The organism is Nonomuraea sp. CA-141351 (assembly GCF_050944675.1).
In the GTDB taxonomy this organism is placed as follows: Bacteria; Actinomycetota; Actinomycetes; order Streptosporangiales; family Streptosporangiaceae; genus Nonomuraea.
In genome coordinates, this window is record NZ_CP191982.1 from 4,386,380 (window position 1) to 4,404,866 (window position 18,487).

Genomic DNA, 18,487 nt, shown 5'->3' on the forward strand with positions numbered 1-18,487 from the left:
CGACCATGGAACTGGCAGCGGGTTTCGCGTCCATCTCCAGAGACGGCTGGCGGGCGCTGGCGGTCGAGGTCCTGCGCAAATCGGGGATCGAGACGGGCTCGCCCGAGGAGGCGCTGTCCAGCCCCACCTATGACGGGGTGACGGTCGCGCCGCTCTACGACCAGGACGACCTGCCCGGCGATCCCGGGCTGCCCGGCGAGCCGCCGTACGTGCGCGGGACCCGGGCCGTGGCCGGCTGGGACGTGCGGCAGCGGCACGCGGTGGCCGACCCCGAGGCCGTGCTGGCGGACCTGGAGAACGGTGTCACGTCGCTGTGGCTGGTGGTGGGGGACGGCGCGATCCCGGTGGACGCGCTGGGCGCGGTGCTCAAGGACGTCTATCTCGACCTGGCCCCGGTCGTGCTGGAGGCCGGGGGGCACGTACGCGAGGCCGCCGAGGTCCTGTTCGGGCGCGGCGCCGCGGTGAAGGGCAACCTGGGGGCCTCTGCCTGTGCTGGAGGCGCGGGGGTCGAGCTGGCCCTGCGCTGTGCCGCAGGCTTCCCCGGGCTCGCGGCCGTCACCGTCGACGCGACGCCGTACCACGACGCGGGCGGCGGCGACGCCGAGGAGCTGGGCTGCTCGATCGCCCAGGGCGTCGCGGAGCTGCGGGCGCTCACGGGCGGCGGGCTCTCCGTTGAGCAAGCGCTAGGGCAGATCGAGTTCCGGTACGCCGCCACCGCCGACCAGTTCGCCACCATCGCCAAGCTGCGCGCGGCCCGCCGGCTGTGGGCCAGGGTCGCCGAGGTGTGCGGGGCGCCCGAGCACGGCGGGCAGCGGCAGCACGCGGTCACCAGTTCGGCCATGATGACCGCCCGCGACCCCTGGGTGAACATGCTGCGTACCACCCTGGCCTGCTTCGCCGCCGGGGTCGGCGGGGCCGACGCGGTCACGGTGCAGCCGTTCGACGCCTGCCTCGGCCTGCCGGACGCCTTCTCCCGCCGCATCGCCCGCAACACGCAGTCGCTGCTGCTGGAAGAGTCGGGGCTCGGGCACGTCGTCGATCCCGCCGGGGGCTCCTGGTACGTCGAGCGCCGCACCGCCGACCTCGCTGAGCGCGCGTGGGCGTGGTTCCAGGAGATCGAGGCGGCCGGCGGGATCACGGAGGCCGGGGGACTGGTCTCCGGGCGGATCGCCGCCACCCGCGCCCGCCGCGACGACGACATCGCCCACCGCCGGTTCCCGATCACAGGCGTGAGCGAGTTCCCCAACGTGCACGAGAAGCCGGTCCGCCCACCGTCGCCCGCCGGGACCTCGGGCCTGGCCTCGGCCGGCCCCCCGGCCCCGCCTTCCGCCGCTGCGCCGCCCGCAGGTGCGCCGGCCGCCTCCGGTGATGCCGCAGGGGCCGGTGGGGCACATGCCGTCTGGGAGCCGGACGCCCAGGGCGCCGCTGGTGGGGGCGCGTCCGAGGCGGAAGCCGGCGGGCCGGAGGCGGGCGCGCGAAGTGCCGCCGCATCCGGGGAAGCGTCCAGGGCGGGCGTGCCGCAGGCGGCGACGACGGGAGGTGGGCTGCCGCGCGTCCGGTACGCCGAGGCGTTCGAGGAGCTGCGGGATCTGGCCGACGCGCAGCCCGAGCGGCCCAAGGTGTTCCTCGCCACCATCGGGCCCGTCGCCGCCCACACCGCGCGGGCCTCGTTCGCCGCCAACCTGTTCCAGGCGGGCGGGCTCGACACCGAGACCGCCGGTCCCGGGGCCGATCCGGAGCAGATCGCCACCGCGTTCGCCGTGAGCGGGACCGCCGTGGCTTGCCTGTGCTCGGCCGACAAGCTGTACGCCCAGCACGCCACCGCCGTCGCCGCCGCACTGCGCAAGGCCGGTGCGAGGAAAGTGTGGCTGGCGGGGAAGGGGGAGTACGAAGGCGTGGACGGAAACCTCTACGCGGGCTGCGACGCGCTGGCCGTGCTCCGCGAGACCTTCGACCACCTGGAGGTGACCCGATGATCCCGGACTTCTCCGGCATCCCGCTCAACGCCCTGCCCAAGGAGGGCCCCGCGGAGCCGAAGCACGCCGGCGAGGTGTGGGAGACGCCGGAAGGGATCGGGGTCAAGCCGCTCTACACCGCCCACGACCTCGAGGGGCTCGACTTCCTGCGCACCTACCCCGGCGCGGCCCCCTACCTGCGCGGCCCGTACCCCACCATGTACGTCAACCAGCCCTGGACCATCCGCCAGTACGCGGGCTTCTCCACGGCGGAGGAGTCCAACGCCTTCTACCGGCGCAACCTCGCCGCCGGGCAGAAGGGCCTGTCGGTGGCCTTCGACCTGGCCACGCACCGGGGATACGACTCCGACCACCCCCGGGTCGCAGGCGACGTGGGCATGGCCGGGGTCGCGATCGACTCGATCTACGACATGCGGCAGCTGTTCGACGGCATCCCGCTGGACAGGATGTCGGTGTCGATGACCATGAACGGCGCCGTGCTGCCCGTCCTCGCGCTGTACATCGTGGCGGCCGAGGAGCAGGGTGTCGCGCCGGAGCAGCTCGCCGGGACCATTCAGAACGACATCCTCAAAGAGTTCATGGTCCGCAATACCTACATTTATCCCCCGACGCCGTCTATGCGGATTATTTCGGACATTTTTGCTTATACGAGCGAGAAGATGCCGAAATTCAACTCCATCAGCATTTCTGGCTACCACATCCAGGAGGCCGGCGCGACGTGCGACCTGGAGCTGGCCTACACGCTCGCCGACGGCGTCGAATATCTGCGGGCCGGGGTCGCCGCGGGGATGGACGTCGACAGGTTCGCGCCGCGGCTGTCGTTCTTCTGGTGCATCGGCATGAACTTCTTCATGGAGGTCGCCAAGCTCCGCGCCGCCCGGCTGCTATGGGCCAAGCTGGTGTCCGGATTCAATGCGAAAAATCCGAAGTCGCTGAGCCTCCGTACGCACTCCCAGACCTCCGGCTGGTCGCTGACCGCGCAGGACGTCTTCAACAACGTCGCCCGCACCTGCGTCGAGGCCATGGCCGCCACCCAGGGCCACACCCAGTCCCTGCACACCAACGCGCTCGACGAGGCCCTCGCGCTGCCCACCGACTTCTCCGCCCGCATCGCCCGCAACACCCAGCTCCTCCTCCAGCAGGAGTCGGGCACGACCAAGGTGATCGACCCGTGGGGCGGCTCCTACTACGTCGAGCGCCTCACCCACGACCTCGCAGAACGCGCGTGGACCCACATCCAGGAGGTCGAGGCCGCCGGCGGCATGGCCAAAGCCATCGAGGCGGGCCTGCCCAAGCTCCGCATCGAGGAGGCGGCCGCCCGCACCCAGGCCCGCATCGACTCCGGGCGCCAGCCCGTGATCGGCGTCAACAAGTACCGCGCCGAGAGCGACGAGGCCATCGAGGTGCTCAAGGTCGACAACAGCGCCGTACGCGCCCAGCAGCTCGACAAGCTGGCCCGCCTCAGGGCCGAGCGCGACCCCGACGCCGTGCAGCGGGCGCTCGACGCGCTCGCCAAGGCCGCCGACAACCCGGCGCCGGGCCTGGACCACAACCTGCTCAAACTGGCCGTGGACGCCGCCAGGGCCAAGGCCACGGTGGGCGAGATCTCCGACGCCCTCGAGCGGGTGTTCGGCAGGCACGCCGAGCCGGTACGTACCATCTCTGGGGTGTACCGCGACGAGTCAGGCCACTCCGACAACATCGAGCGCGTCCGCCGGGCCTGCGCCGACTTCGAACGGGCCGAGGGGCGCCGCCCGCGCATCCTCGTGGCGAAGATGGGCCAGGACGGCCACGACCGCGGCCAGAAGGTGATCGCCACGGCCTTCGCCGACCTGGGCTTCGACGTGGACGTCGGCCCGCTGTTCCAGACGCCGGAAGAGGTCGCCAGGCAGGCGGTCGAGGCCGACGTGCACATCGTGGGCGTGTCGTCGCTGGCCGCCGGGCACCTCACGCTGGTGCCCGCGCTGCGCCGGGCGCTGGCCGACCTCGACGCCGGCGACATCATGATCGTGGTCGGCGGCGTCATCCCGCCCGGCGACCACGACGAGCTGCGGGCCGCGGGCGCCGCCGCGATCTTCCCGCCGGGCACGGTGATCGCCGACGCCGCCCTCGACCTGCTGGACCAGCTGCTGAACCGTCAGTAAGTCCCGCTCTGGCACATCGTGACGGAGATCGTCCGCTGGGTGATGATCGGCGAGGTGATCCGGAGCGTGACCCGGTGGACGCCCCCTTCGCTCTTGAGGTTCTGCGGCGAGGCGAGGTAGCGCTGGCCGTTCTCCGAGATGACCGCCGACGAGCGGCCCACCTGCGCGCGGTCGATGTACCACGTGTACTTGAAGTTCAGCGGCCGGCCGGTGCGCTGCACCAGCGCCTGGAGCGTCACCTCGCCTCCGGACCAGCAGTCGCCGTTCCTGGTGCCGCCCGCGCGGACGTACACGAGCCTGAGCTGCCCGTCCGTGACGGGCTCCGCCGTGGATGTGGTGTCGCCGGTCGGCACCGAGCTCGGGGTGCCGTCGCTCTGCGGGCTCGGCCCCGGGGTACGCGACCGCTTCGGCCGCCGCGACGGTGTTGAGGCGGCGGCCTCCGAGGTCGAGGGCGCGCTGCTCACGACCGAGACGTTCTTGGGAGTGGGGGTCGTGGGGGTGAGCCACATGATGGCGGCGGCCAGCGCCAGCACGCAGACGCCGGAGACGCCGGCGATGAGCACGATCTTTATTCGCCGCCGTCCGGACCGCCGCGGCGGCGCGGGAGCCCTGGGCGGTGCCTCGGTCGGCGCTTCGCCCGGCGCGAGGAGGCCGACCAGCGCCGAGTGCTGGGCCATGGCCGGCTCGGGCACCGGCTGCTCACCGGTCGCCGGACGCTCGACGGGAGCGGTGAGCCCGAACTCCGCCGGAGCCGGCGCCTCGACCGGAGCACCGAGCGGGAACGTCGCCGGACCCTGGCCGTGATACGCCGCGGGGTCCTGGCCATAGCGCCCGACCGGCTCTTGGGCGTAGCGCTCGACCGGCTCCTGGCCGTAGTGCGCGGCCGGTTCTTGGCTGTAGTGCGCGGCCGGTTCTTGGCTGTAGCGTCCAGCCGGCTCTTGGGCGTAGTGTCCGGCCGGTTCCTGGCCGTAGTGCCCAGCCGGCTCCTGGCCGTAGTGCGCGGCCGGGCTGGGCTGCGGGGCCGTGGGCTGGGCCGGGCTCTGGCGCGGCGGGAAGCGCCGCGGCAGGTCGGCGCCCGGAGCCTGGGCGCGACCCCGGCGCGGCGGCGTGTCCTGGTCGAGAGCCGGCTCAGGCGTCTGGTGCCAGCCCGCCGCGGGCTGGTCAAGGGTCTCGTACGAGGCCGGGGACTGGTCGGAGGCCTGGTGCGGGAGCGGAGCCTGGTCGGAGGTCTGGTACGGGACCGGGGTCTGGTGCTGGGCCGGACTCTGGGGCGAGGCGGCAGGCTGGCGCGAGGGCGCGGTCAGCCGGAGCAGCACGTCGCGAATCGCGGGACGGGTGCCAGGATCCTTGGCCAGGCAGGCGAGCATGATCTCGCGCACCACCCCCCGCAGCTCGCCCAGCTGCGGCTCGTCCTTCAGGATGCGGTTGATCACCGCGGGCAGCGAGTCGTCGCCGAACGGCGGCACCCCCATGGCCGCGAAGACCATCACCGACGCCCACGCGAACACGTCGGCCGGGGCCCCCACAGCCTTCCCGGCGAGCTGCTCGGGCGCCATGTACGCGGGCGTGCCGACGAAGGTGCCGGTCGCCTTCATGCCTGTGCCGAGCGCCCCGGCGATGCCGAAGTCCACGACCTGCGGCCCGTCGGGCCCCAGCAGGACGTTCGACGGCTTGAAGTCCCCGTGGACGACGCCGGCCTGGTGGATGGCGTCCAGCGCGGTCGCGGTGGACACGGCGAGCCGCTGCAGCTCCGCCCCGCCCTGCCGGCCCACCTGCTGGAGCGAGGGCCCGTCCACGTACTCGGACACGATGTACGGCCCGCCGCTGGTCGAGGCGTCGAGCACCTGCGCGAGGCAGAACGGCTCGACCTTGCGCGCGGCGGCGATCTCCCTGGCGAGGCGGTCGTCCCCGGCGAGTCCCTCGCGCAGCACCTTGACGGCGACGGGGGTGCCGTTGCGGGCCTGGCCGAGATAGACGACACCATGGCCGCCCGCGCCGAGCCGACCGACCAGCCGGTAGGGTCCCACCGTTGCCGGGTCGCCCTCGCGGAGGGGTTCGACGTTGGGCATGAGGGGAGTGACTCCTGTGACGGCTGAGGTTAGAACTCCAGCACCCTACTGGCAAAAGTCAAGACTTGTCAGAGCTTAGGCTGATCAACTGGGAAGAAAAGGAGTAAGTCGGGTGCATTCGCTGGAGGACTACGCCCAAGGCGTACGGGCCGGGTCCCGTACGTGGATCGCCCGCGCGATCACGCTGGTGGAGTCGACCAGGCCCGACCACATCGCGCTGGCGCAGCGGCTGCTCGTCGAGCTCACCCCGCTGTCCGGCCACGCGTGCAGGGTGGGCATCTCCGGCGTGCCCGGCGTGGGGAAGTCCACGTTCATCGACTCCCTCGGGACGATGCTGACCGCGCGCGGCCACAAGGTGGCCGTGCTGGCCGTGGACCCCTCATCCACCAGGACGGGCGGCAGCATCCTCGGTGACAAGACCCGCATGGCCCGCCTGTCGGCCGACCCCGCCGCCTTCATCCGCCCCTCGCCCACCTCCGGCACGCTCGGCGGCGTCGCCAAGGCGACCAGGGAGGCCATGGTCGTGGTGGAGGCGGCCGGCTTCGACGTCGTCCTGGTCGAGACCGTCGGCGTGGGCCAGTCGGAGACCGCGGTGGCCGACATGGTGGACACGTTCCTGCTGCTCACGCTGGCCCGCACCGGCGACCAGCTCCAGGGGATCAAGAAGGGCGTGCTGGAGCTGGCCGACGTCATCGCGGTCAACAAGGCCGACGGCGAGCACGAGCTGCCGGCCAGGAAGGCCGCGCGGGAGCTCGCGGGCGCGCTGCGCATGCTCCGCTCCGACTCGCTCCCCCCGCCGGTGCTCACGTGCAGCGGGCTCACCGGCGACGGGCTGGAGAAACTCTGGCGGCACGTGCTGGCCCACCAGGACTCGCTCGATCTGGCCGCCAAGCGCCGCCGCCAGCAGGTGGGCTGGACGTGGACGCTGGTACGGGACCGGCTGCTGTCCGAGCTCCGCAACGACCCCGAGGTGGCGGCGATCACGGCGGAGGTGGAACGGGAGGTCCTCGCGGGCGAGCTGACCCCCTCGCTCGCGGCCGACCGGCTCCTGTCCGCCTTCAAACGCCCCTGAGGCGGCGCCGGGCGAGCCGCGGTCCACCCCGACGTCTATCCCAAATCGTGGGATTGCTCTTAGAGTCGGGCTCAGACACCGTCCAGGAGGCCAGGCATGTCCAGCATTCCGTCCCTGCTGCGAGACCGGATCACGGCGACCCCCGACGCCGAGGCGTACCGAACTCCCTCGGACGGCGGCTGGACCTCGCTGACATGGCGGGAGGTGGGCGAGCAGGTGCGCGGGCTGGCCCTGAGCCTGGCCGGACTGGGCTCCGGGCCCGGAAAGCGCGTGTCGATCCTCTGCTCGACCCGGCTCGAATGGATCCTGGCCGACCTGGCGGTGCTGGCCACGGGGGCGGCCACGACCACGATCTACCCGTCCAACACGGCCGCCGAGGCGGCGTTCGTCATCACCGACTCCGGCAGCACGATCGTGATCGCCGAGAACGACGACCAGGTCGCCAAGCTCAGATCCGTCCAGAAGGAGCTGCCCGACGTCACCCACGTGGTGGTCATCGACGGCACGCCGAGCGACGACGGCTGGGTGGTCAGGCTCGACTCTCTCCACGGCCCAGAAGACGGCGACTACGACGGCATGGTGGACGCCATCGCCCCGGACGACCTGGCCACGCTCATCTACACCTCCGGCACCACCGGCCGCCCCAAGGGCGTCGAGCTGACCCATGACAACTGGCTCCACGCCGTGGGCGGCGTGCGCCGGCTGAACCTGCTCTCCGGGACCGACCTGCACTTCCTGTGGCTGCCGCTGTCGCACTCGTTCGGCAAGCTGCTGGAGGTCATCATGATCGACATCGGCGTGCCGACCGCGATCGACGGCCGCCTCGACAAGATCGCCGAGAACCTGGGCGAGCTCAAGCCGACGTTCATGGCCGCCGCGCCGCGCATCTTCGAGAAGATCCACAACACCGTGGTGGCCACCGTGCGGCGCGAGGGCGGCGTCAAGCTGCGCATCTTCAACTGGGCGCGGCAGACAGGCATCAGGGTCAGCCGCGCCCGGCAGCGCGAGGCGCCCATCCCGCTCACCACCAGGGTCGAGTACGCCCTGGCCGACCGTCTGGTCTTCGCCAAGCTCCGCGACCGGTTCGGCGGCCGGATCCGCTTCTTCATCTCCGGCGCCGCCCCGCTGTCCATGGACATCGCCGAGTTCTTCGACGCGGCGGGCCTGACGATCCTCGAGGGGTACGGCCTCACGGAGTCGTCGGCGGGCAGCTTCCTCAACCTGCCGGAGTCGGTGAAGTTCGGGACGGTCGGGCCGCCGCTGCCGGGCACCGAGGTCCGCATCGCCGACGACGGCGAGATCCTCATCGGCGGTCGCGGCATCATGCGCGGCTACCACGGGCTGCCGGAAGAGACGGCCGGCGCGCTGGAGGACGGCTGGCTGCACACGGGCGACATCGGCGAGCTCGACTCCGCCGGCCGGCTGCGCATCACCGACCGGAAGAAGGAGCTGATCAAGACCTCGGGTGGCAAGTACGTCGCGCCGACGTACCTGGAGGGCCGGATCAAGGCGGCCTGCCCGTACGCCTCGCACGTGTTCGTGCACGGCGACCGGCGCAACTACGTCACGGCGCTGATCACGCTCGACATGGACGTGGCAGGGCCGTGGGCGCGGTCGGAGTCGCTGCCGGAGGACCCGGAGAAGCTGCGCGAGCACCCGCGCATGCGCGAGGAGGTCCAGAGGGCCATCGACCAGGTCAACGCGGACCAGGCGAGCTACGCCACGGTCAAGAAGTTCGCGATCCTGGCCGAGGACTTCACGGTGGAGACGGGCGAGCTGACGGCCAGTCTCAAGATCAAGCGGAAGGCGGTCGAGGAGCGCCACGGCCGAACGCTCGACGCCTTCTACGAGGCGTAGGGTTCCGGGAGTGATCTCCCATCTCCCGGTGCGCCCGAGGCATTGCGACGCGCAGGCCATGATGCACGCCGCCCGGTACTACGAATACTTCGAGGACGCCTTCCTCGACTGGCTCGGCGCCAGGGGCGGCTACGACCGGCTCCGGCGGGAGGGCGCCGACCTGGTGGTCAAGGCGAGCGGGTGCGAGCACCACGCCCCGGCCCGGCTCGGCGACGTGCTGGCCGTGGAGAGCGCGCCGGCCAGGGTCGGCACGACCTCGATCACGATGACGTTCACGATGCGGAGCGAGGGCGACCTGGTGGCCGTCGGCACGATCACGTACGTGTGCGTGCGCGACGGCCGGGCCGCCCCGCTTCCCGACATGATCAGAGAATTCGCTTAGCCCCCGGCAGCGACCGCACCAGGTACGCCAGCGCCCAGCACAGCGGCAGCGCCACGGCCGCCATGATCGCGAACTTGACGATCGCGATCGCGTCGAGCCGGCGTAGCCCGTAGCCGACGGCGACGAGCACGAGCGGGTGGATGATGTAGACGGTGAAGGCGTGGTCGGACAGGAACCGGCCACGCGGCCCCTGCTCGGCGAACCGCTCCCTGAAGAGCACCGACAGCCCGATGACCAGGCTGACCGCGAAGGCCGACTCCCAGGCCGCCGTCAGCGCCGAGGCCACCGCGCCGCTCGTCATGAACGCGGGCGGCAGCAGCACGGCGCTCGACACGCCCGCCGCCACGAGCCCCAGCCGCCCGGCCCGCGCCGGCAGGGTCTCGAACCAGCCGCGCCGGAAGGCCACGCACCCGAGCGCGAACATGGCGACGTACTGCGGCAGGAAGTTCGGCGTCGGCAGCCCGAGCACCGGCACGTAGCTGCCGGTCGGCACCGGGAACCGCCACAGGAACGTGACCGCCGCCAGCCCCAGGACGAACAGCACGATCGACCTGAACCGGAGCGGAGCGGGACGCGAGTCGAGCGGCGCCCGCCGCGACCGCCACAGCGCGTACACCAGGGCGAAGACGATCAGAACCTCGGCGAACCACATCGGCCCCGGGTCCCACGAGGCCAGATAGAACCGCCAGTACGGGATGCCGTCGAGCTTCGTGTAGTCGCCGAAGTTCACCAGGGGCCGGAGCAGGATCAGGAAGGCGAGCAGCGGGATGCCCAGCCGCACCAGCCGGTCCCGTATGAAGGCGCGGCCGCCCTTGCGGTCGTAGGAGCGGGGGGTGAAGAAGCCGGAGATCAGGAAGAAGAACCCCATGAAGAACGCCTGGTTGAACGTCACTAAGAGGTCGAGCAGGATCCCCGACGGGTCCCTGGCGGGCTCGGTGTAGTACCACAGGGGGATGTTCCCGTACGTGATCGCCACGTGGTGGAGGACGACCAGCACGGTCAGCACGGTCCGGAGGTTGTCGATCGAGTGAAGCCTGGTTCTCGGCTCGGTCTTCACTTGCCGCATGCCCTTTCGAAGAGGTCGGCCAGCTCACGTGCGTGTGCCTCGAGGTCGTGGTCGGGATAGGCGGCCCAGTAGCCGAACATGCTGTCCATGGCGGCCGACACCGTCACGGCCATGACGCGGAGGTCGAAGTCCCTGAACTCGCCGGTGCGCTGCCCTAGGCGGAAGACGCTCTCCAGCGCCTGGTAGATCTCCTCGCTGGTCTGGACGCCGTATCGGGGTCTGCCTTCGGCGGTGCGCAGGTTGTTGAAGATCTCCCCGAGCGCCGTGATCTGCGCCCGGTGCTCGCGCATGTGCGCGGCGTTGGCGATGAAGTACGTCCTCAGTAGGTCACCGGCCTCTTCCAGGCCCTCCATCTCGGCGAGGACGTGGTCGGCGGCCTGCGTGTAGACGCGGGTGACCACCTCCTCCATCAGCTCCTCCTTGCCGGCGAAGTGGTAGGAGATGACGCCCTTGCTGATGCCGGCGTGCTTGGCGATGCGGGCCAGCGACGCCTGGGCGAACCCGGCCTCCGCGATCACCTCCACGGCCGACGCCACGATCTGGGCTCGTCTGGCCTCCTCGATGAACGAGCGCGGCTTCTGGCCGGTCGGCTCAATTTCTGACCGCATGGCCAAAATTTAGCACGAGCGGCCAGGAGCGTGCATGCCTCAGGCCCGGGGTGCCTTGGCGCTGCGTCGCCCCCGCCGCAGGCGCGACGCCCGCTGGTCCGTGCCGACGCGGTCCCGTGCTCAGGAAACGGCCGAAGGCGTCGTGAGCCGGGACAACGTGGGGTCCAGGAATACGCGGAAGGAGAGACGTACCCCCGGGGGTGAAATATCCACTCCGCTCCGCAGGCGCTCGGGGATTGACGTCCGTGATCCATGTCACGATGGCGCGGCAACCGACAGGGAGAGGGCGCGTATGTCTGCGGAGCTGATGCTGCCCGAGTGCGGCCGGCTGCTGACCGAGCACGGCATGACCTGGGGAGAGCTGGAGATCCCTTATGTGAGGTTCTTCGCCCGGCGCAGGGTCCTTCCGGCCGCGCTGTTCGACCGGTTCTGGGAGCTGGCCGTCAAGGCGGTGGCCGAGCTGCATCCGGGCGAGCCGATGCACGGGATCGGGGCCTGCCTGGCCGGGCCCGACTACGACCGGGTGCTGCGCGACACTCTCGGCGGCGAACTGCCTCCGCACCTCGCCGCCGTACGCGTCGGCCCGGACGAGATCCGGCTCGAAGGGGCGCCACGCGGCGAGGAGCGGCTGTCGCTGCTCATCGACTCCAGGCGCGACCAGGCCTGCATGGTCAGCGTGGACGACACCCGGCGGCGCATCGATCCCCGGGGCGCCTGGCTGGTAGAGGTGGATCACGGTAGCTCGGTCGTGGTGGACGGCGTACGCATCCAGCTGGACACCCTCCTGATCCCCACCCAGGCGGCCAGACTGCGGCTGGTGGCGGGGATGCCCTGCCGATGGAGCGTGACGAGCGAGGACGGCAGCGGCTGGTTCCCGCCCGGCACCCCCAACCGGTACGACCACCACGGCCGCCCCTACTTCCACGGCGACGACCTCGTCCTGAAGGTCCCCTGCGTGCCACTGACGATCACGGCCGCCAGAGGCATGGAGTACGACGAGGCCAGGCTGGAGCTCACCCCAGGCCCGGGCGAGGAGCGCCTGGTCGAGCTCGCCCCTCAGCGCATCTACGACGCGGCCGCCCGCGGCTGGTACGGCGCCGACATGCACGTCCACCTCAATTGGGCGGCAGACCGCGCCGGAGTGCCCGCGGACGCGGCCGCCGCGCAGCACGGCGAGGACCTGCACGTGCTCAACCTCCTGACGGGCGACATCTCCGGCAGGCGCGTCCACGACCGCGAGGCGCTGGAGGCCTGGACGGACGTGGACCTGCCGTGGTCCGACGCCACGCACGTGGCCCGGATGGGCGTCGAATACCGCGACGACCTGCTCGGCCACGTCTACGCGTTCGCGCCGCGCGCCGCTCCGGGCCGCCACCACACCGAGTTCGCCGGCGACGCGGACTGGCCGCCCAACGCCGACGGGCTACGGGAGCTGCGCGGACTCGGCGCGCTCGTCGGCTACGGCCACCCCTTCCGCACCCCGGTCTGCGACGGCGACCCGCCCATGCGGCCCGTGTGGAGCGACTGCGCCGCTCGAGAGCTGGTCGCCGACGTCGCGCTCGGACTGGTGGACAGCCTGGACGTGCTCACGCACGCCTCGATCCCCGCCGCGGCGGCGGTGTACCGGCGGCTGATCGGCGCGGGCAACCGGCTCGCCGTGACCGCGGGCACGGACGCGATGATCTCCTTCACCCGCTCCGGCGACCAGTCGAACCCGCCCGGCTGGGCCCGCGTCTACGCGCAGATCGAGGGCGAGCTGAGCGCCAGGTCGTTCGCCGCGGCCGTGCGCGCGGGCCGCACGTTCGCCACCACCGGACCCTGGCTGGAGCTGTCCGTGGACGGTCACGGCCCCGGCCAGGTCATCCAGGCGCATAAGGGCCGGCGCATCCGGGTCACGGCCGGGGCCATCGGCCCGGAGGTCGCGGCGGTACGCATCCGCACCGCGGAGGGCGTGTGGGCCGGCGCGGAGCGACTTGCGGCCGGCTCCGGCCGGGTCTCCGGCGAGCCGCTGACCGTGACGGCCGACATCCTGGTGGACGCGCCGACGTACGTGGTGGCCGAGGTCCTGTGCGACCCGCACCCGCGCACCCTGACCACCACCGGGTACGCCCTGACCAGCCCCGTCTACGTCGACGTGGACGGCAAGCACGTCGCCAGGCAGGAGGACGTGCGGTGGTGCCTGGAGTGGCTGGACCTGCTGGAGGACCTGATCAAGCGGCACTGCCGGCTGGCCGCCCCGTACCAGATCGGCGACCACGTGTCGCTGCTCGAGCAGGCCAGGGCGGTCTACCTGGCGCGGCTGACCTGAGGCGGACGGCCCTCCGCGGTTTCCCCGTCGTCATCCGGCCCTGTCGTCATCCGGCCCCGCCGGCGCAGCGCTCGCGCGGCCGGACGGTGGCGACGAGCCCGGAGGTGCGCACCTCCCAGGCGCCGCAGGCGCACTTCAGGTAGGAGACCGTCCCCTCTGAGGTGCGGTGGGAGGAGACGACGGCCAGGGCCAGCGGATCGTGGAGATGTCTGGAGTGCATGATTCCAATCTGATGTAATGCCCTTATGCATTTCAACGCTTACGGGGGCAACGGGGCGGCCCTCGCGGCGGCCCTGGTGAACGCGACCGACTTCAGCCCTGAGGCGGTCGAGGCGATGCTGGCCGAGCACCGCCTGCTCCGCGCCGTCGTCACGGCCGGACAGGCCGAGGAGCTGCGCGAGTGGGCGGGCCGGCTCGCGCCCGTGTTCGGGGAGCGCGACCAGGACACGCAGATCAAGCTGATCAACGACCTGCTCGACGTCACCGCGTCCAAGCCGTACGTCAGCGCGCACGACGGCCGCGAGCCGCACCTGCACTTCTTCGACCCGCACGCCGACGTCGTGTCCAGGGCGAAGGACACCACGGCGGGCGGGCTGGCCATGGCCATGTCGTTCGCGGGCGGGCATCGCCTGGGAAGGTGCGACCGCGACGGGTGCGAGGTCGTCTTCGTGGACACCTCGCGTAACGGGCGGCGCCGGTTCTGCTCGCCGGCCTGCGCGAACAGGGTCAATGTGGCGGCGCACCGGGCCAGGAGCCTTGCCAGGTGATCCTCGCGTCGCATAGTCTTTCTCGCGTCTTGTAGCCGAGCCCTGGGGGCAGTTGGCGTGAGGATCTGAGGTCGCGGGCACCGCGCCGTTTCCGCCCTGTCGTGGGCGATGCGCGCACACCTGGACCTCTGGCGACCTCTTCGCCCCCTCCTTTCCTCGTGTTGCGCGCATATGCGGTGATTCCCGCCAAGTCACGAAAGTTCGACGTTTGTGACGGGAGCCGCCTTATGTCTTTTTCCATTGTTGTAGATCACGTGTCCTTCGCCTGGCCTGACGGCACCGGCGTGCTCGACAGGCTCGACGCCGCGTTCCCCGCGGGACGTACCGGGCTCATCGGGGTCAACGGGTCGGGCAAGTCCACCCTGCTGAAGATCATCGCGCGGGAGCTGGCCCCTCGGTCCGGGTCTGTCTCCGTGTCGGGGGAGGTGGGGTACCTGCCGCAGAACGTCCCGCTGGGCGCCGGCCGTACCGTGTCGGACCTGCTGGAGATCAGCGGGACGCGGGCGGCGCTGCACGCCATCGAGAGCGGCGACGTGGCCGAGGAGCACTTCGCCGCGGTCGGCGACGACTGGGACGTCGAGGAGCGCGCCAGGGCCGAGCTCGACCGGCTCGGGCTCGGCCACATCGGGCTGGACCGCACGGTCGGCACGTTGTCGGGCGGCGAGACCATCATGGTCGCGCTGGCCGCCCAGCTGCTGAAGCGGCCCGAGGTGCTGCTGCTCGACGAGCCCACCAACAACCTCGACCTGGACGCGCGCGAACGGCTCTACGCCGCGGTCGCCGCCTGGTCGGGGGTGCTGCTGGTGGTCAGCCACGACCGCGCGCTGCTGGAGCTGATGGACCAGATCGCCGAGCTGCGCGAGGGCGTCGTACGCATGTACGGGGGCAACCTGAGCGCCTACGAGGAGCAGGTCGCCGGCGAGCAGGAGGCCGCCATGCGGATGGTACGGACCGCGGAAGGCGAGATCCGGCGGCAGCAGCGCGAGCTCATCGAGGCCCGCACCCGGATCGACCGGAACCTGCGCACCGGGCGGAAGGCGTTCGAGAACAAGAAGGTGCCGAAGATCGTCGCCAACGGACTCAAGCGGAAGGCCCAGGTGACCGCCGGCAAGCAGCGCAACCTGGCCATCGAGAAGCTGGAGGAGGCGCGTGAGCGGCTGACGGAGGCCGAGCTGTCGGTGCGGGACGACGCGGAGATCCGCATCCAGCTGCCCGGCACCGAGGTCCCGGCCGGCCGCACGGTCCTCACCCTCCCGCTCCCACCGCCTCCGGCCCTCGCCACCCGTCCGCTGTCCCCTGATCAGGGCACCTCGGAAAGCGGCGTGGGTGGCGAGCCTGGTGTGCGTGGCGAGGGCGGCGAAGGCGAGGCGCGCGGCGTTGTGCTGGAGACGTTGGTGGTGCGTGGTCCCGAGCGGATCGCATTGCTCGGTCCGAACGGGTCGGGCAAGACCACGTTGCTCAAGCTGATCATCGAGCACGGCGCCCACGTCCCCGTCCGATACCTGCCGCAGCGCCTCGACCTCCTGGACGACACCCTGAGCGTCGTGGACAACGTGCGGGCCGTGGCCCCGGGCGCCTCCGTGAACGACGTCAGAGCGCGCCTGGCGCGCTTCCTGTTCAGGGGCGAGCGTGTCAACCAGGCGGTCGGCACGCTGTCGGGAGGCGAGCGCTTCCGGGCCACCCTCGCCGCGCTCCTGTCGGCGGAGCCGCCGCCACAGCTGCTCCTGCTCGACGAGCCGACGAACAACCTGGACATGGCCAGCGTCCGCCAGCTCTCCCAGGCGCTGAACGCGTACCGGGGCGCGCTCATCGTGGCCAGCCACGACGTGCCGTTCCTGGAGACGATCGGGATCACTCGCCGGCTGCGACAGGATCGGGACGCCGGACTGACGGAATCGTGATTGACGTGTGGGGATCAACCCGGCGATAGTGTGACAGGTGGCTGGACCCCGGTTGATCCCCTGCGTTCTCGCCCTGGCAACTCTCACGCTTGGCGCATGCTCGTCGTCCTTACCGTCACCGACCGGAGGCGAGCCGAAGGTCAGCGGTATAGCCGGCGGCAACGGCGGCGGGGCGCCCGTCAGCGGCGGCGGCACGGAGACGAGCAGCCCCAGCCCGAGTGCGCTCACGGCCGAGGAGTACAAGAGCACGCTCGAGAGCAGGCACAAGGCGATGGCCGGCGCGATCGACGCCCTGGCGGGCGCGCGCAGCGTCAAGGCCCTGGACGAGCGGGTCGGCCGCGCGGAGGAGGCGCTGAGCGGCGCCGCCGACGCGCTGGCCGCCGTCGCACCGCCCGACGCCGTACGCGCCCAGCACGACGCGTACGTGACCAGCCTGCGCGACTTCGCCAGCGGGCTGGGCTCCACGGCGGGCAAGGTGGGCGCCAGGAACCTGTGCACGTCGTCGGCCGTGCTCACCGACCTCGACGACAAGCTGGCCGCGCTCGACAAGGCGGGCGAGGCCCTGCAGAGCGCGGGCGGCTACCCGGCCGACGTCGTGGACGTGAAGGCCGGGAAGAAGGAGACCAGGCGGCTGGGCAACGGCTCGTTCATCCGCAGGAGCACGTTCAACGGCCGCAGCTCGCTGGAGATCGACAACGGCGGCACCCGCGACGCCGTGGTCACCGTCGTGAAGGGCGGCAGCAAGACGTTCAGCGTATACGTGCGCAAGAACTCGAAGTTCAAGGTCAAGGGCGTGCGCGACGGCACGTACAAGGTCTACTTCACGCACGGCGTGGACTGGGACGGCAAGAGCAAGTCGTTCACGCGCGAGTGCAGCTTTGAGAAGTTCGAGAAGTCGGTGAAGTTCAAGACGACGTTCACCGCCACGCAGATCCGCTGGCACGACTGGCGGATCACGCTGCACGCGATCTCGGGCGGCAACGCCCGCACCGCGCCCGTGGACCCCGACGACTTCCCGAGCTGAAAGGCCGCGCACCCCGCCCGGTGTGCGCGGCCTGCGCCGAATCAGGTCGAGAACAGCATGCCCACCCAGCTGCGCTGCCGGTGGTGGCCGTAGTGGCCGCCGCCGTGGTGCGGAGCGCCCCAGGCCGGACCGGGGGCGGGGGGCGGCGGGGGAGCCGCGTGGTACTGCGACTCCATCCGGGTCAGCGTCTCCAGCTCGCCGTAGTCGAGGAAGATCCCACGGCAGTTGTCGCACTGCTCGATGTGGACGCCGTTGCGCTCATAGGTCCGCATGTTCCCGCGGCACTTAGGGCACTGCATCTAAGTCGCTCTCCTTGGCTTCGGGGTTTCAGGGTGAAACCTACCGCGCGCAACCCCGTCACGCTCGGACGATTCTGTTGCACGCCTCGACTAACGAATGTTCGACCTCGTCCAGTTCCCTGCCCTCGCGCTGAGCGTTGACGACGGCCACGGCGGCGAGCTGGACGGTGAGCGCCCGGGCGGGCAGGTCGAGCCGGCGCCACGGGTCGTCGCCCTGGCCGAGCGCGGGCCCGCCGGAGGCCAGGTACGCCCCGAGGAACCGCTCCCAGACGGCCGGGTCGAGCAGCCCCGCGGCGTACCAGGCGGCCGGCCTGGCCAGGTCCCACGCCGGGTCGCCGACGCCGAGGTCGTCGACGTCGATGAGCAGCCAGCGGTCGCGGTGGACGAGCTGGCCCAGGTGCCAGTCGCCGTGCGTGAGCAGCCCCGGCAGCGGGTCGGGCTCCGGCAGCTCCTTGAAGGTCCGCCTGATGAGCTGCTCGACGGGGCCGTCTCCGTCCATCCGGTCCACCGCCCTGGCGGCCCGCGCGGGGCCTCCGGCCGCGGGCAGCTCGGGCAGCAGCGTGAGCGGGGTGGCGTGCAGCCTGGCCAGCAACCTGGCGCCCTCCTCCCAGGGCGCGGAGTCCGGGTCGTCCTGCGCGACGGGGCGGCCAGCGGGCCAGACCGTCACCGCGCGGCCCGCGACCTCCAGCACCTCGGGCTCCAGCGGGGCGAGCATCACCCCGCTCACCGCGGCCGACGCGGCGGCACGCAGCTGGACGCGCAACGACTCCACGTCGTCATGCAGTGAGTGGGCCTTGACCACGACCTCGCCCCTGCGTAACACCACGACATCCGCGCGCATCAGATGCCACGCGGGCTCGCCCGCGCCGCCGTACGCCGCGGCGACACCCGCCAGCTCATCTTCTAGACCCACTCGTACAGACTATTCGGCGGTATCGGCGGTGCATGCCGCCGGACGCGATCGCCGGATCGGGCCAAATCCCCGACCAGACCTGCGGTAACGCCAGCCGCTCA

15 protein-coding genes are annotated in these 18,487 nt (G+C 71.5%); 9 read left to right on the forward strand and 6 right to left on the reverse strand.

Annotated features, from left to right (window positions below):
• The first annotated feature begins 5 nt into the window (after positions 1–5).
• Both ACQPWU_RS20825 and scpA read left to right on the forward strand, forming a co-directional pair.
• A complete protein-coding gene (locus ACQPWU_RS20825) occupies positions 6–1,976 on the forward strand; it encodes a methylmalonyl-CoA mutase family protein (RefSeq protein WP_433442440.1) in 1,971 nt (656 codons plus the stop codon).
• On the forward strand, positions 1,973–4,120 hold the full coding sequence (scpA, locus tag ACQPWU_RS20830; RefSeq protein WP_433442442.1) for a methylmalonyl-CoA mutase: 2,148 nt from the start codon (positions 1,973–1,975) through the stop codon (positions 4,118–4,120). The genes ACQPWU_RS20825 and scpA overlap by 4 nt, the downstream gene beginning before the upstream one ends.
• Here scpA and ACQPWU_RS20835 read toward each other — a convergent pair.
• On the reverse strand, positions 4,114–6,189 hold the full coding sequence (locus tag ACQPWU_RS20835; protein ID WP_433442444.1) for a serine/threonine protein kinase: 2,076 nt from the start codon (positions 6,187–6,189) through the stop codon (positions 4,114–4,116). The two genes, scpA and ACQPWU_RS20835, sit on opposite strands and share 7 nt — an antisense overlap.
• Before the next feature lie 112 nt (positions 6,190–6,301).
• Here ACQPWU_RS20835 and meaB point away from each other — a divergent pair, with 112 nt between their 5' ends.
• The 3 genes from meaB to ACQPWU_RS20850 all read left to right on the forward strand — a co-directional run bounded on the left by meaB (position 6,302) and on the right by ACQPWU_RS20850 (position 9,500).
• The gene (meaB, locus tag ACQPWU_RS20840) at positions 6,302–7,261 is read left to right on the forward strand and encodes a methylmalonyl Co-A mutase-associated GTPase MeaB (RefSeq protein ID WP_433442446.1); all 960 of its coding nucleotides are present in this window, start codon (positions 6,302–6,304) and stop codon (positions 7,259–7,261) included.
• A 96-nt stretch (positions 7,262–7,357) separates the two neighbouring features.
• Positions 7,358–9,118 (forward strand): AMP-dependent synthetase/ligase, encoded by a 1,761-nt coding sequence (locus ACQPWU_RS20845; protein ID WP_433442448.1) that lies wholly within the window; start codon positions 7,358–7,360, stop codon positions 9,116–9,118.
• 28 nt (positions 9,119–9,146) lie between these two features.
• The gene (locus ACQPWU_RS20850; RefSeq protein ID WP_433442450.1) at positions 9,147–9,500 is read left to right on the forward strand and encodes an acyl-CoA thioesterase; all 354 of its coding nucleotides are present in this window, start codon (positions 9,147–9,149) and stop codon (positions 9,498–9,500) included.
• Here ACQPWU_RS20850 and ACQPWU_RS20855 read toward each other — a convergent pair.
• Both ACQPWU_RS20855 and ACQPWU_RS20860 read right to left on the reverse strand, forming a co-directional pair.
• Entirely contained in the window at positions 9,484–10,566 is a 1,083-nt protein-coding gene (locus tag ACQPWU_RS20855; RefSeq protein ID WP_433442452.1) for an acyltransferase family protein, read from the reverse strand. The genes ACQPWU_RS20850 and ACQPWU_RS20855 overlap by 17 nt on opposite strands.
• Positions 10,554–11,174 (reverse strand): TetR/AcrR family transcriptional regulator, encoded by a 621-nt coding sequence (locus tag ACQPWU_RS20860; protein WP_433442454.1) that lies wholly within the window; start codon positions 11,172–11,174, stop codon positions 10,554–10,556. The genes ACQPWU_RS20855 and ACQPWU_RS20860 overlap by 13 nt, the downstream gene beginning before the upstream one ends.
• A gap of 292 nt (positions 11,175–11,466) precedes the next feature.
• On the opposite strand from ACQPWU_RS20860, the gene ACQPWU_RS20865 reads away from it, so the two are divergent.
• Positions 11,467–13,482, forward strand: a complete 2,016-nt coding sequence (locus ACQPWU_RS20865) for a CehA/McbA family metallohydrolase (protein ID WP_433442456.1) — start codon at positions 11,467–11,469, stop codon at positions 13,480–13,482.
• Between the two features lie 46 nt (positions 13,483–13,528).
• Here ACQPWU_RS20865 and ACQPWU_RS20870 read toward each other — a convergent pair whose 3' ends face one another.
• A complete protein-coding gene (locus ACQPWU_RS20870) occupies positions 13,529–13,702 on the reverse strand; it encodes a hypothetical protein (RefSeq protein ID WP_433442458.1) in 174 nt (57 codons plus the stop codon).
• Positions 13,703–13,727: 25 nt separating this feature from the next.
• Between ACQPWU_RS20870 and ACQPWU_RS20875 the strand changes: the two genes are divergently transcribed.
• From ACQPWU_RS20875 to ACQPWU_RS20885, 3 genes are all read left to right on the forward strand, one after another.
• Entirely contained in the window at positions 13,728–14,249 is a 522-nt protein-coding gene (locus ACQPWU_RS20875) for a CGNR zinc finger domain-containing protein (RefSeq protein ID WP_433442460.1), read from the forward strand.
• A gap of 227 nt (positions 14,250–14,476) precedes the next feature.
• Positions 14,477–16,150 (forward strand): ABC-F family ATP-binding cassette domain-containing protein, encoded by a 1,674-nt coding sequence (locus ACQPWU_RS20880; RefSeq protein ID WP_433442462.1) that lies wholly within the window; start codon positions 14,477–14,479, stop codon positions 16,148–16,150.
• 37 nt (positions 16,151–16,187) lie between these two features.
• A complete protein-coding gene (locus tag ACQPWU_RS20885; protein WP_433442463.1) occupies positions 16,188–17,174 on the forward strand; it encodes a hypothetical protein in 987 nt (328 codons plus the stop codon).
• A 41-nt stretch (positions 17,175–17,215) separates the two neighbouring features.
• Here the strand turns inward: ACQPWU_RS20885 and ACQPWU_RS20890 are convergent, their stop codons facing one another.
• Together ACQPWU_RS20890 and ACQPWU_RS20895 are read right to left on the reverse strand one after the other, a co-directional pair.
• Positions 17,216–17,473 (reverse strand): zf-TFIIB domain-containing protein, encoded by a 258-nt coding sequence (locus ACQPWU_RS20890; RefSeq protein ID WP_168005659.1) that lies wholly within the window; start codon positions 17,471–17,473, stop codon positions 17,216–17,218.
• A gap of 58 nt (positions 17,474–17,531) precedes the next feature.
• Positions 17,532–18,386: a phosphotransferase gene (locus ACQPWU_RS20895; protein ID WP_433442465.1), complete on the reverse strand. Its 855-nt coding sequence runs from the start codon at positions 18,384–18,386 to the stop codon at positions 17,532–17,534.
• Positions 18,387–18,487: the final 101 nt, after the last annotated feature.